This is a genomic window from Saccharothrix coeruleofusca (genome assembly GCF_014648515.1).
Taxonomy (GTDB): domain Bacteria; phylum Actinomycetota; class Actinomycetes; order Mycobacteriales; family Pseudonocardiaceae; genus Actinosynnema; species Actinosynnema coeruleofuscum.
In genome coordinates this window covers 680,078-692,915 of the sequence record NZ_BMRG01000004.1, presented here as the reverse complement: position 1 = coordinate 692,915, position 12,838 = coordinate 680,078, and the positions used below count along the sequence as shown (strand labels likewise).

Genomic DNA, 12,838 nt, shown 5'->3' with positions numbered 1-12,838 from the left:
GTCGACGGTCCAGGCGCGCGCCTGCTCGCTGAGGGTGATGCCCAGTCCGGGGCGGTCCGACAGGTGCATCCGCCCGCCGCTGGTTTCCAGTCGCTCGTTGAACAGTGGGTGCAGCCAGTCGAAGTGCTCCACCCACGGCTCCAGCGGGTAGGCGGCGGCCAGGTGCACGTGGATCTCCATGGCGAAGTGCGGTGCGATCGGCAGGTGGCGGTGCTCGGCCAGGGCGGCCAGCTTGAGGAACTGGGTGATGCCGCCGATGCGCGGCGCGTCGGGCTGCAGGACGTCCACCGCGTCGTGGCGGATCAGCTCGTAGTGCTCGGCGACGCTGGTCAGCATTTCGCCGGTGGCGACGGCGGTGTCCAGCGACCGCGCCAACCGCGCGTGGCCCTCGGTGTCGTAGGCGTCCAGCGGCTCCTCGATCCAGACCAGGTCGAACTCCTCCAGCGCCCGGCAGAGCCGCATCGCGGTGGGCCGGTCCCACTGCTGGTTGGCGTCGACCATCAGCGGCGCCGCGTCGCCGATGTGCTCGCGCACGGCGGCCACCCGGCGCAGGTCCTCGGCCCAGTCCGGCCTGCCCACCTTGATCTTGACGCCGCCCACGCCGGACTCCAGCGCGCGGGTGGCGTTGTCCTTGACCTGCTCGACCGACTCGTGCAGGAAGCCGCCGGAGGTGTTGTAGCAGCGCACCGAATCGCGGTGCGCGCCCAGCAGCTTGGCCAGCGGCAGGCCCGCCCGCTTGGCCTTGAGGTCCCACAGCGCCACGTCGATGGCGGCCAACGCCTGGGTGGAGGCGCCGCTGCGGCCCACCGACGCGCCCGCCCACACCAGCTTGGTCCACAGCCTGCCGATGTCGCTGGGGTCCTCGCCGACCAGGTCGGGGGCCACCTCGCGGGCGTGGGCGAACTGGGCCGGGCCGCCCGCGCGCTTGGCGTAGCTGAAGCCCACCCCCTCCAGGCCCGCCTCGGTGCCGATCTCAGCGAACAGGAAGGCGACCTCGGTCATCGGCCGCTGCCTGCCGGTGAGCACCTTGGCGTCGCTGACGCCCGTGGGCAGGGGCAGGGTCACCGACGACAGGGTCACCGAGGTGATCCGGTCGAGCACGGCGGTCATGGCACTCCGTTCGCGGGATCGGGGGCAGCGGACGAGGCGCGGTTTCCCGGGGGCTTCCCAGGGGCGAACCGCAGGCCCGACGCCGGGTGGCGCGTGGTCACGGTCATACCGGAAGCGGCCCGAGGGACGTGGGCCGGGTCCGCACGACGTCACCACCGCCCTCCGGGCCGCATCGGACGGACCGTCGGGACATGATCGGTCGACCGTGCTGGTTCGCGTAGGCTGCCGTCGTGGCTGTGGGTGGGCGCGCGGGTGGTGAGGTGCGGGTTTCCCGGATCGCGGACCTGGCCGGGGTGTCCGCCTCGACCGTGTCGAAGGTGATCCACGGGCGGCCGGGCGTCTCCGACGGCACGCGCAGGCGCATCGAGGAGTTGATCCGCGAGCACGGCTTCCAGAAGAACGAGAAGTTCGAGGCGGTCCCGATCGTCGAGGTGGTCTTCCAGTCGTTGGACAGCCTGTGGGCCTTGGAGATCATCCGCGGTGTCGAGGAGGCGGTCCGCCCCAGCGGGCTGGCGGTGACCCTGACGGAGATGCAGGGCGGCCACACCCCGGAGAGCGCGTGGGCGCGGCAGATGCTGGCCCGCAGGCCGGTCGGGGTGATCGCGGTCTCCGCGGAGTTCAGCGAGGCCCAGTTGGCCCAGCTCGGCAGCCGCTCCATCCCGCTGGTCGCGCTGGACCCCACCGGTGAGCCGACCCACTCGATCCCGTCGGTGGGCGCGACGAACTGGAACGGCGGCCTGGTCGCCACCCGGCACCTGGTCGGGCTCGGCCACCGGCGCGTCGCCATGGTCAACGGTCCGCCGGAGTTCCTGTGCTGCCGGGCCCGCCTCGACGGCTACCGCGCGGCCCTCGACGCGGCAGGCGTGCCGCAGGACCGCAAGCTCGTGCGGACCGCGCCCCTCTACCACGACGGCGGCCGCGCCGCCGCCCGCGAGCTGCTGCGCCTGCCCAACCGGCCCACCGCCGTGTTCGCCGCCAACGACCTGCAAGCCCTGGGCGTCTACGACGCCGCCCGCGAGGCGGGGCTGCGCGTCCCGCACGACCTGAGCGTGGTCGGCTTCGACGACCTGGCGTTCACCCAGTGGTCCGATCCACCGCTGACCACCGTGCGGCAGCCGTTGCGGCGGATGGGGGCGGAGGCCGCCGGGATGCTGCTGACCCTGGCGGCGGGCGGTGAGCCGGACAACGACCGCGTCGAGTTGCCGACGAAGCTCGTCGTCCGAGGCAGCACCGCACCGCCGCCCGCGTGATCGCCGACGCCCCGGTGTCGGCGACCCGCACCGGTCGGCCGACGTAGTCGGTCAGGTCGGGTCCGACGGTGTGCTGGGGGAGGTCGTGCCTGCGGGGGCGCTCGGTCCGGACTTCTCCGCGGCCCACGCCGACAGCCATGCCAGCGCGGCGTTCCAGTTCAGCGCCACTTCGTTGACCGACCAGGCGTTGATGTCGTCCAGGTAGCACTTCTGGGGCTTGCAGCCCGCCAACCGCTCCTGGGCGACCGGGTCCTGGAGGTCGGTGTTCGGGCCGCCCGCGAGCAGGCCGGCGGGCGGGATCGGCAGCGACGGGTCGAGCTGGTTGGCCCAGAACCGGTGGTGCGAGTTGCGGGTGGCGCGCTCCCCGTAACCGGTCACGTAGGAGTGGTTGAACGGGTTGCGGCCGAACAGGTAGTCCAACGTCTGGTAGACGCCCGTCCGGTACTTCGCCTGGCCGGTGAAGTCGTGCGCCAGCGCCAGCACGTTGGCCGCGTTGGCGACCACGCCGTTGGAGCCCCAGTAGTAGCCGCCCGCCGGAGCCGGGTAGCCCTGCGCCGCGGCCTGGCCGAGCAGCCGGTCGCCGTAGGCGGCGAACGCGGCACGGGTGGCCGCCACGTCCGCGGCGGGCAACCCGTTGGGCACCAGCGCCAACGTCGTGTCGCCCAGGCCCGCGGTCCACCACCAGTCGAACCCGCCCTGCTCGAAACCCCTGCCGCGGAACATCGACGACCCGACCACGTCGGCGCGGTAGCTGTCGGAACCGGTGGTGGTGAACAGTTCCGCCGCGGCCCAGTAGAACTCGTCGGTGACGTTGTTGTCGACGTAGGTGCCGCCGCCGTTGCCGTCGTTGGGATCGGCGTAGCGCGTCGGGTTGGCCTTGGCCGCGGTGTAGGCGCGCCGCGCCGCGGTCAGGGCGCGGGAGGCGAAGTCCGGGTCGATGGTCTTCCACACCCGTGCGGCCTGCGCGGCCGCGGCGGCCAGGTTCAGCGTCGAGGCGGTGGTCACGGCCGAGAGCAGACGCGGTTGCGGGTCCTGGTCGGGGCGCAGCGGCAGGCCGGTCCAGTTCTCGTCGCTGACCTTGTGCCGCACCATCCCCGCGTCCGCCCGGCCCTCGGGGACCTGCATCCTCATCAGGAATTCGACGCCCCACCGGGCCTCGTCGAGGATGTCGGGCACACCGTTGCCGCGCTCGGGGATCGCCAGCTTCCCGTCGCCCAGGGCCGCCCGGTCCGCGCCGTTCACGTACAGCGTGCGCTCGTACTCGTTGACCAGTTGCCACGCGGCGATACCGGTGTCCACACCGTACTTGCCGTGGTCGCCCGCGTCGTACCAACCACCCCGCACATCGGAGGTGTAACCGCACGACACCCGGCACGGCACCCCGTTGTCACCCCTGTTCGGGGCGACGTTGAGGTGTCCGGCAGGCCGCGCGTACCGGTCGCCCACGTATTGGGCCTGGATCGGTGTGCCGCTGCGCTGGTGGTAGAAGAACGCCAAGGCGTCGTAGCGCAGGCGCTTGAGCGGATCGGCGGAGATGTCGAACGGGTTGCTGTTCGCCCCGGCCACCGACAACACGTAACCCGTGCCCGGCGTGTCGAACGACGAGAAGTCCACGACGTGCACGCTGTCACCGGACGACGAGTCCGGACCGCGCACGCTCGTCCGCCCCGAGGCAACGCTCGTCCCCGAGGCGTCGCGTAACGACCATTCCACGGGCGCCCCCGAGCCGTTGACCACCGTGGCCTGCTTCGGCAGTCCCGGCACGTAGGCCACCTGGTTGACCTTCACCGCAGGACCGGTGTCGGGGGCCGCCAGCACGGCGGGCGGGGTCAGGGCCGCGGCGACCAGCACCGAGGCCGTCGTGACCGCCACCCGCCGGGGGAGCCGCTGATGAGTGCGCACGGGCAGATCCTCCTTCGGATCATGCCACCCTGGCCGAAAACTTCTCGATCCAGAACGACAGTGTTGCGGACCGGGAGCGCTCCCAGACGAGCGCTTGCGGCTCACATACTGTCCTGCTAGCGACTACCTGGTCAACGTTCGTTGTCCGCAGAGAAATTTTCTCAGAGGTTCTGTGCCGCGTTGCCTGCAACATGAAGCCGACTGGAAGCGAGAGAGGTGCACGCCATGATCAAGAGAATGCGGGTGATCACGCCGCCGGTCCCGTGGACAGGTGCAGGAGCTCGTAAGTCTCCGCCTCGCCGACCTCCGGTGATCGGGTCAGGAGGGTGAACGCGCACAGCGACCAGGTGGTGACGTCCACGGCGAGCACCGCGGAGTGGACTTCCGGCGCCAGACCCGCCCTCAGCTCGGAGATCGCCGCGGGGACGGCTTCCTCGGGCACCGCGCGCCCTGGCAGCGGTGTGGTCGTCCTGCTGGCCCAGCGCGGTGCGTGGTGCCGTGACGGGCCGTCCAGCACCGCGGCCACGGTCCAGTCCTGGACGGCGGGCCGTCCGAAGGAGGCGACGATCCCGGCGAACCCGGCGCCGCCCCACAGGAAGCGCCGCATTCCCTCGATGTCGTCCCAGACGTAGAAGGGCGCGTACTCGTTGGTCGGCTCGCCCCGACGCCGCTCCCTGATCAAGTAGGCCTTGAACCTCAGACCGGGGAACCGGTCCATGGCCGACCCGCGACGCTCGACCCGGTCGCGGATGATCCCCATGTCGTAGTCGGCGGGCAGGTTTATCCGGTACTGCATCGCGTACACGAGCGTGTTCCCCTTCAGCTGTCGTGCGGCAGGCCGGTCAACCGACCATCGCGCCACGCAGGAGCTGGACCGCCCCGGTGATCGCCTGGTCGAAGGGCTCCGTGCTGCCCGCCGCCCTGGCCAGCACGTAGCCGCCCTGGACGGTCGAGGCCACGCAGGACGCGGTGGCGCGAGGGTCCAGGTCGGCGCGCAACTCGCCCGCCGCCTGCGCGTCGGCGATCAGCCCGGCGAGCCTGTCCACCAGCCACGCCAGCGTCTCGCTCACGGGTTGCCGCAGACGGTCCGAGGTCAGCACGTCGGCGTCGGCGGTCATCCGGCCGATCCGGCATCCGCGCAGGCTGTCGCGCTCCCTGGTCAGGTACCGCTCGATCCGCTCCGCCGGTGAACCCTCCCCGTCGAGGATCGCGGCGGCCTCCTCGCGCAACTGCTCGGCGCTGCCCCGCAGGGCTTCGGCCGCCAGGTCCTCCTTGCCCGCGAAGTGGTGGTAGAGGCTGCCCTGACCGGCGCGCGCCGCCTTCATGATCGCGTTCGGGCTGGTCGCGGCGTACCCACGCTGCCACAGCAGCTCCCTGGTGGCGTCCAGCAACCGCTGTCGGGTGTCCATGGGGGCGACTGTACATACTAGTTGTTACAGGCACAACGATGACGCGTGCTCGCCCGTGGTCGGGGCTCGTCGGTGTCCGGACCGCGGTCTTCGCGATTGGATTTTTCTGTGGAGTAACTTTACGCCGGAACCCGTTGATTCGAAAGATGTCCACCTCCGCTGTGTCGGCAACAGCAGCCTGCGGTGGTGGAATAATTTCGCGAATGTGTGCGTAATGGTCGTTCATCGGGGTCGGGGGATCATGGAGTTCCGCCTGCTCGGCGATATCGAAGCGCACCTCGACGGTCGGCCCGCTGACCTCGGTCACCTGCAACGACGTTGGGTGCTGGCAGTCCTGCTGATGGAACCCGACCGAGTCGTCGGGGTGCAGCGGTTGGTGGCGCGGGTGTGGGCGCACCGGCGTTTGTCGCACAATCCCCGAGCTGCGGTGCGGCAAAATGTGGCAGTGCTCCGGAAAGCGCTTTCCGAGAATGTTGTGATAAGACGGCGGAATCTGGGGTGCCGGCTGGTGGCGCCACCGGAAGCGGTGGATTTGCACCGCTTCGACCGGTTCGTCCGCCAGGCACGTGCCGTGGACGACGACCGCGCGGCCGCGTTGTTCGAGCGCGCCCTCGGGTTGTGGCGGGGCCAGCCGACGCGCTGGCACACTACCAGCGGCTCCGACAGCGGCTGGCCGAGGAATTGGACAGCGGCCTCGGACAGCCGCTGCGACGCCTGCACCAGCAAATCCTCACCACCGACCCGGCGCTGGCGCCCCCGGCCGTGACGCGGGCGGTCCACGTCCCGCGCCGCGCCAGCTCCCCGCCCCGGCTGTTCACCGGTTGATCCCGCGAACTCGCCGCTCTGGACGAGCACTCCTTGGACGAGCACTCCGGGGCGGTCGGCACGATGCCGATCTCGGTGATCACCGGGCCGGGCGGCATCGGCAAGACCTGGCTGGCGCTGCGCTGGGCGCACCACCACCTCGACCGCTTCCCCGACGGCCAGCTGTACGTCGACCTGCGCGGGTTCGACCCCGGTGGCCACCCTCGGCGTCAGCCGGCCGCCACCCCGCCGGAGCCGGACGCGCAGGCGGCGCTGTACCGCAGCCTGCTCGCGGACAGGCGAGTGCTGGTCGTGCTGGACAACGCCCGTGACAGAGCCCAGGTCACCCCGCTGCTGCCGGGCAGCCCGACCTGCGCGGTGCTGGTCACCAGCCGACACCGGGGCGGACTGCCCGGGCCGTGCTGTCCTGGTCGCACCACGCGATGTCGCAGGCGGCCGCGACCGCGTTCGGGCTGCTGGGGCTGGCGCCGGGGGAGGACATCAGCCTGCCCGCCGCGGCGAGCCTGCTCGCGCTGTCCGGCGCGGATTCCCGCCGCGTGCTGCACGAACTCGAGGACGGGCACCTCCTGCGGCAGCACCTCCCCGGTCGTTACCGGATGCACGACCTGGTCCGCCTGTACGCCGTCGACCGCGCCGACCATGATCACCCGGAAGCGATCCGCACGAGCGCGGTGCGTCGCGTCGCGGACTTCTACCTGCACACGGCGTTCGCGGCTGATGAGCTGCTGCAACCGCTGCTCCCGCCGGTCGATGCCGGGGAGCCTGCCGACGGCTGCCGCCCTCTCGGGTTGCCCGACCGCGCCGCCGCCCTCGAGTGGTTCACCGCCGAGCACGCCAACCCGCTGGCCGCCCAGGACCTGGCCGCCGCGCGGGGCTGGGCGGACTCGGTCACCGGCTGGCCTGGCTGCTGACCACGTTCTCCTACCGGCAGGGCCGGTTCCACGCGGCGCTGGCCGCGTGGCGGCCGGGCACGCCGCCACCGAGCAGCTCGACCACCCGATCAGCCGGGCGGGCGCCCACCAGCTGCTCGGCGCTATCTCCGCCGAACTGGGCAGGCCCGCCGAGGCGCTGCGGCACCTGGTCCACGCCGAGCGGATCGGCGATCTGGCCGCGCAGGCGTACGCGCACCACACCCTGGGCTGGTTCTGGTCCCTGCCAGGTGATGCCCGGCGGGCGCTGGACCACGCGGCCCGAGCCTGACGCCTGTACCGCCGCACCCGGATGCCCGCCGGGGAAACCCGCCAGCTCACCGTCACCGCCTGGTACCACGCCCAGCTGGGCGACTACGCGCGAGCCCGCGCCTACTGCGAACTCGTGCCGGAGATGGCGCGCCGCCACCGGTGCACCGAGGACGAGGCGCTGGCGATGGGCATCCTCGGCGACGCCGCCCAGCGCACCGGCGGGTACGCCGCGGCCGTCGACTGGTGCGGGCGCTCCCGGACCCTGCTGCGCCGAGCGGGCAGCACCTACTTCGAAGCCGACGTCCTGGACCTCCTCAGGCGCGGCGCGGACAGCCGCGCCTGCGGCCCGGTGGGATCAGCGGGCGGGGTCACGGCCAGACCTGCCACCACTGGTCGCAGTAGCCGTCGACGCAGTCGTACTGCACGACCTTGGCCCCGTTGCCGCCGTCCGGCGCGGCGACGCACCGGTCGGTGCGCTGGTTGCGGATGCGGTAGTAGCCGGGGGCGGCGTCGATGGGCTCGAACCGCCAGCACTGGTCGGTGAAGTCGGTGTAGCAGTCGTAGTGGATCAACGACTTGCCGTTGCGGTTGTCCGCCGAGTTCACGGCGAGGCACTTGTGGTGGAGATTGTTGATCAGGTTCTGGTAGGCCAGGGTTGATCCCCCGCGCCACCGGCCGCTGCGCGGTCGCGGCGGGTGCCAGGAACAGCGCTGCCGCCGCTGCCGCGACCAACGCCAGGGGCTTCCGCAACCAGAGGTGCTCATCCATCCTCCATGAACCGGGCCGGTCCGTCCCGCACAGCTTCGCCACCGGCGCGTGCGCATTCCTTCCGCGCCGCACAAGTTGCCTGGGCACTCCGGCGATCGGCGAGGCGTGGCGGTCGGACGACCGGAGTCAGGTCGCACGGTGGTGGGGGACGACCGCCAGGGCGTCGGTGCGTTGTTGTTCGTTGACCGGGGTGCGGGCGTGGAGGAACTCTTCACCCAGGCCGCCGGTGCGCAGCGCTGGGGCGGTCGTACTCCCATCCCACCGCCGGCGGACCGTCCTCTCGCCTCAGCCCCCTGGATTGAGCAGGTGAATGGACCCGCGGGCATTCGTTCTCCGCGGAGGGGCGACGGTCGAGGATTTCCGGGGCAAGCGGACCGCTGATTTCGGGCAGGGCGCGACGAGGGGCGGTCCGCGTGTCGAAGCCAGTTTTGCGCGCCGATGCCTCATGATCGGGGAACGGGGGAGTCGCGACGCACTGCCCTTCGGTCGCCTGGAAGTGGGGCGTGCGGATGAGCGTGCGCTGTCAGTGCGATCTGATTTGACTCCATTTCCTGAATCGGTGGACCAGTTGTTCGGCGCTACCACGGCGGTGTGGAGACGTCAAGGAAGCGTAACTGCCCTCATGTGCCAATCTTCACGAGCGACTGCCCTGGAAAAAGTCTCGATTAGCCCAGTCGGTCGAACGCCCCGGCTACGCTGTGGAGATCGGGTTGACACAACCGGACATGCCGACTACCACTGATAGCGGATGGATTTGTCTTGCGATGATCTGACGGGCAGTCGGTGCCACGCGACTCCCACCGCTGCGAGAACCGACTGGGAGCGAACCGAGTGTATTCTGCACCCTTGTCCCGCGATCGTCGCTTCATGCTGCTGCGGTTCCAACAGGTCGCTGGTGACGTGAGATCCGCTATTAACGTACTGGTGCCGCCAATGGTTGCTGTGATCGTGCTGCACGTCCCGGCGTTCCAGGCTGTTGTCCTCATCGCGTCGGGAACGCCCGCGAGCGTTCTGATCGCGTTACCGGCAGGTGTGCTGGTCGACCGACCGCCAAAGCGTGCGGTCATGATCCGCCACGACGTCGCGCCCTTCCCGGTCCTGGGAGCGGTTCTCCTGCTGACGACGCGGGGGCAGTTCGTGGTGCGGCAACTCCACTTGGCCGCGTTCGTCGTCGGCATCGCCGCCCCGGTGTTCGGCATCGCCTGTCGCAGCTGTCCGCCGGACCCGGTCGCCGAGGACCGGTCAAGTCGAGGCGGACGCCGAACTGGGCACGACGCTGTCGACCGAGGTGGTGCCGGGTCCCGCGCTGGGCGGCGTCCTCGTCGGGACAATCGGTGGTGTCGGAGTGCGGATGGTGGACACGTCGTCGTTCCTGGTCAGCGCCACGACCTTCGGTGCGGTCCGAGCGGTCGCCGGACCGGCGGGCACGACAGGCGCCGCACCGGCCTGTCGGGGCATCGAGCCGGGGCCTGCCCTCGTTCCTCAGGGCAGGCCCTTCAGCGGGACCACCGCGGGTGCCTGCGGTGTGCTCGGCGGGATCGTGGCGGAATGGACTACCCGTCAGGGTGGTGCGGCACGAATGCCCCAGGTGTTCGTCCTCGGCCTCGTTCTCTGCGCGGCCGGAGTCCCCGCGCGCTTCGTGATCGGCGTGATCTGGAGCGCCATGCCGGTCGGGTGGCCTGCTGGGCGGCGTGTTCGGCGACGCTGTGGGAGCACGTGTGGCGATGGCCGGGCTGCGCGGGCGTCCGGGTCCCAGGGCGTGTTCTCGCCATTGCGCGGCCGGCGGGACTTCAGAGGACCGGTCGGTGCTCGCTCACCTCCCCGGCAGTCGGGACCGGTCGGCGGAACGCGGTTCAGGCGAGCTTGCCTGTAGACCTGGATTTTCGAGCAGGTGTCGGTCTGAGGTGAGGCCGCGGTCGGCCCGCCGGAAGATTTCGGCACCGTGGACCTCCGCCGGCGGACGGAGAATTGCCCAGGGAGATCTTGCTCGGGCCGATTGGTCACCTGTCAGGAGCTTCGCCATGCCTCCACCACGACCGCAACCCGTACGGCCGGGCTGGAAGGACTCGGCAGCTCGTTGTCGCCTCGGGGGAGTCCTGCTCCTGGCCGGGACCGGTGCCACCGCCGACGTGGTGGTCGATATTGATGCGGAGCACGATCGGGCAGGTGTGTTCGGATTTCGTCGCGAACGGATGTCGAGCACCCCTCCTCCAGGGAATGTTTCGGTCATCAGCAACGGGAGAGGGTTGAAGTCCGATGAAGAGGCGGCGACCGAACCGGAAGTCTGTCGGAAATTCCTGCGGCGGCGATCCCGAACCCGATCAACCAGGGGACTCCAGGGCCTTCGCGCCGCGGTCCGTGCACAAGATCGACCTCAACCTGCTCGTTCCGCTCCAGGCGCTGCTCGTCGAGGTGAACGTCACCCGTGCGGCGGAACGCACGAATGTCGGCCAGCCGGCCATGAGCGCCTCGCTGGCCAAACTGCGGCGGCATTTCAACGACCCACTGCTGGTGCGCGATGGTCGGAACATGAGATTGACCCGCTTCGCGGAGTCGTTGTTGGAACCGGTCAGCCGCGCCCTCGGCTCCATGTACGATGTGATGGACCAGCACGTCACCTTTGACCCGAGTCGACTTCGACGCAGATTCACGATCGTTACCAGCGATTACGTCACAATCGTATTGATAAAGCCGTTCCTGCAATCCGTGCTGAGGATGCGACCGCACGTCGCCGTCAGAATAGTGAACGCCAGTGATCGGATCACCACGCTCGCGCGCCGTGCGGAATTTGATCTGCTCATCGCTCCGTCACATCTGATGCCGCCCGGGATACTGGGTTACCAGAGTCGTGACCTGTTCGCCGACCGGCTCGTCGCCGTCGCCGACAAGAACAACATCGCACTCGGTGATCGGGTGAGCATCGACGAGTTGGTCCGGCTTCCCTTCGTCGACTCGATGGCGGGGGTGAAACTGCTGGACGGGCAGTCGCCCGCGGTTGCGGCCATCGCCACTGTCAACTTCAGCGCTGCGCTGAACCTGATAATGGGCACGCCGATGGTGACGCTGATCCAATCGCGGCTGTACGAGTTGATCGGTCCGCAGTGCGGACTGCGCGCCGTGCCCCTCCAAGGAGGGTGGCAGTTCGCCGAAACCATGTACTGGCACCCGAAGTTCACCGCTGATCCGGCTCACACCTGGCTGCGCGAAGAACTGGGCGATGCCGCTGCGGCTCTCGGATAAAAGCTCGCGCTCGCTCGAAGCGTTTCGGGTCGTCCTGACTCGGCGGACCGGAGCCCACCGGGCCGACCGACTTCCTGAGACGGTGGTAAAAATTCGGGTGGAATGAGGGTCGTTGGCCGGCCGACGCTCGGTTGCGGAGGTCCTGCAGGAGTGCGGTTGTCTCGACCAAGTGCGGGTCGAGGTCGGGCGGAGCATTCTGGTCGATGCCTGCGCGGGAGCGCGGAACTTCTGTCGCCGGTCCGGGCACAGTCCTCGCATCTCAGTGCGCGCAGGCGGTACGAACCCGTGGCATCCCTGCTCTGCTGATCCACCGGTAGCTCGGCGAGTTCCACTCGGCGATCAGTTCGGAATGGTTGGGCGTATCGACTTCACCGGTGCCGCGAAGTACTCCGAGATCACGGTGCGGGTGCGGAGGTCCTGACCGGTGATGACCGAGTGGTGCGAGGCCGGGGTCCGGCGGCAGTCGCCCGAAGGCCTGCTGCCCGAGCCGCGCGCCGCGGACCCGCTGGACCGACCGCCGCAAGCGCGGTTCCCGACACCATCTGGTCACCGGCGCCACCGGTGTCCCCTCGGCTGTCACCCCGATCTCTTCGCCTGATCAGCGGCCTGTGCCGACTCCGCGTCGCACCGAACGCCGAGCCGACCTCCACCAGGTGATCCTGCCCTGCCATCACTGGAAGTGATGCGTGGGATCATCTAATCCGACTTTCACAAGCACTGCCATGGAGCTAGTTTCATGTTGAAAGTACTTCCGGAAGCATTGAGGAAACTTAAACGCTCCGCAAGGGGAATCGTTTCTGGCGATCGACGGGTGGGTGGTTCGCATTTATGCGTTCCCCTGAGCCGCTGGTCGGCGGAACGTGCTGTGCGGGATTTCGCCACTACCTGCGCGTGGTGAAGTCCTGACCGCTGGACCTCAGTACGCGGCCGCGGGTTCGCCGCTGCGACACCGACTGTGCGCGGGGGAACGCCACCACATGTCGTGGAGAATCGCGGTGGGCGTTCCGGACATCCATCGGAAGCTGGGAGAACTGCGGTATGCTGCCTCAAGGCGTCGCGGTGGGCGAGGCCGTTCGTGTTTTCACGGGATCCGTCTGCCCGGTTCCTGTTCTCGGTGAACTTTTCCAGGCGGGCGGGTGCGTCCGTCGACCGA

11 protein-coding genes are annotated in these 12,838 nt (G+C 69.7%); 5 read left to right on the top strand and 6 right to left on the bottom strand.

What is annotated here, in order from left to right:
• The coding region (locus IEZ00_RS15305; protein ID WP_189223868.1) for an L-talarate/galactarate dehydratase at nt 1-1,110 on the bottom strand (1,110 nt) is incomplete at its 3' end.
• A 230-nt stretch (nt 1,111-1,340) separates the two neighbouring features.
• Here IEZ00_RS15305 and IEZ00_RS15300 point away from each other — a divergent pair.
• A complete protein-coding gene (locus tag IEZ00_RS15300; protein ID WP_229795700.1) occupies nt 1,341-2,360 on the top strand; it encodes a LacI family DNA-binding transcriptional regulator in 1,020 nt (339 codons plus the stop codon).
• Nucleotides 2,361-2,411: 51 nt separating this feature from the next.
• Here the strand turns inward: IEZ00_RS15300 and IEZ00_RS15295 are convergent, their stop codons facing one another.
• The 3 genes from IEZ00_RS15295 to IEZ00_RS15285 form a co-directional block, all read right to left on the bottom strand.
• Nucleotides 2,412-4,262 (bottom strand): glycoside hydrolase family 9 protein, encoded by a 1,851-nt coding sequence (locus tag IEZ00_RS15295; RefSeq protein WP_229795696.1) that lies wholly within the window; start codon nt 4,260-4,262, stop codon nt 2,412-2,414.
• Nucleotides 4,263-4,509: 247 nt separating this feature from the next.
• Nucleotides 4,510-5,058, bottom strand: coding sequence for a DUF4865 family protein (locus IEZ00_RS15290; protein WP_229795694.1), 549 nt, complete (start codon nt 5,056-5,058; stop codon nt 4,510-4,512).
• A 46-nt stretch (nt 5,059-5,104) separates the two neighbouring features.
• Nucleotides 5,105-5,671: a TetR/AcrR family transcriptional regulator gene (locus IEZ00_RS15285; RefSeq protein WP_189223866.1), complete on the bottom strand. Its 567-nt coding sequence runs from the start codon at nt 5,669-5,671 to the stop codon at nt 5,105-5,107.
• Nucleotides 5,672-6,058: 387 nt separating this feature from the next.
• Here IEZ00_RS15285 and IEZ00_RS36650 point away from each other — a divergent pair, with 387 nt between their 5' ends.
• A complete protein-coding gene (locus IEZ00_RS36650) occupies nt 6,059-6,496 on the top strand; it encodes a BTAD domain-containing putative transcriptional regulator (protein ID WP_373293133.1) in 438 nt (145 codons plus the stop codon).
• Between the two features lie 209 nt (nt 6,497-6,705).
• On the opposite strand, the gene IEZ00_RS15275 is transcribed toward IEZ00_RS36650, so the two are convergent.
• Nucleotides 6,706-6,864, bottom strand: a complete 159-nt coding sequence (locus tag IEZ00_RS15275; RefSeq protein WP_189223864.1) for a hypothetical protein — start codon at nt 6,862-6,864, stop codon at nt 6,706-6,708.
• Between the two features lie 30 nt (nt 6,865-6,894).
• Here IEZ00_RS15275 and IEZ00_RS15270 point away from each other — a divergent pair, with 30 nt between their 5' ends.
• Nucleotides 6,895-7,407: a hypothetical protein gene (locus IEZ00_RS15270; protein WP_189223863.1), complete on the top strand. Its 513-nt coding sequence runs from the start codon at nt 6,895-6,897 to the stop codon at nt 7,405-7,407.
• Between the two features lie 46 nt (nt 7,408-7,453).
• A complete protein-coding gene (locus tag IEZ00_RS15265) occupies nt 7,454-7,696 on the top strand; it encodes a hypothetical protein (RefSeq protein WP_189223862.1) in 243 nt (80 codons plus the stop codon).
• Nucleotides 7,697-8,045: 349 nt separating this feature from the next.
• Here IEZ00_RS15265 and IEZ00_RS15260 read toward each other — a convergent pair whose 3' ends face one another.
• Nucleotides 8,046-8,441, bottom strand: coding sequence for an RICIN domain-containing protein (locus IEZ00_RS15260; RefSeq protein WP_189223861.1), 396 nt, complete (start codon nt 8,439-8,441; stop codon nt 8,046-8,048).
• Between the two features lie 2,362 nt (nt 8,442-10,803).
• Between IEZ00_RS15260 and IEZ00_RS15255 the strand changes: the two genes are divergently transcribed.
• Nucleotides 10,804-11,685, top strand: coding sequence for a LysR family transcriptional regulator (locus IEZ00_RS15255; protein ID WP_189223860.1), 882 nt, complete (start codon nt 10,804-10,806; stop codon nt 11,683-11,685).
• Nucleotides 11,686-12,838 lie beyond the last annotated feature (1,153 nt).

Coding starts and splice junctions, on each gene's coding strand:
- IEZ00_RS15290 (WP_229795694.1), bottom strand. CDS start 5,058: ATGCAGTACCGGATAAACCTGCCCGCCGACTACGACATGGGGATCATC.
- IEZ00_RS15285 (WP_189223866.1), bottom strand. CDS start 5,671: ATGGACACCCGACAGCGGTTGCTGGACGCCACCAGGGAGCTGCTGTGG.
- IEZ00_RS15260 (WP_189223861.1), bottom strand. CDS start 8,441: ATGAGCACCTCTGGTTGCGGAAGCCCCTGGCGTTGGTCGCGGCAGCGG.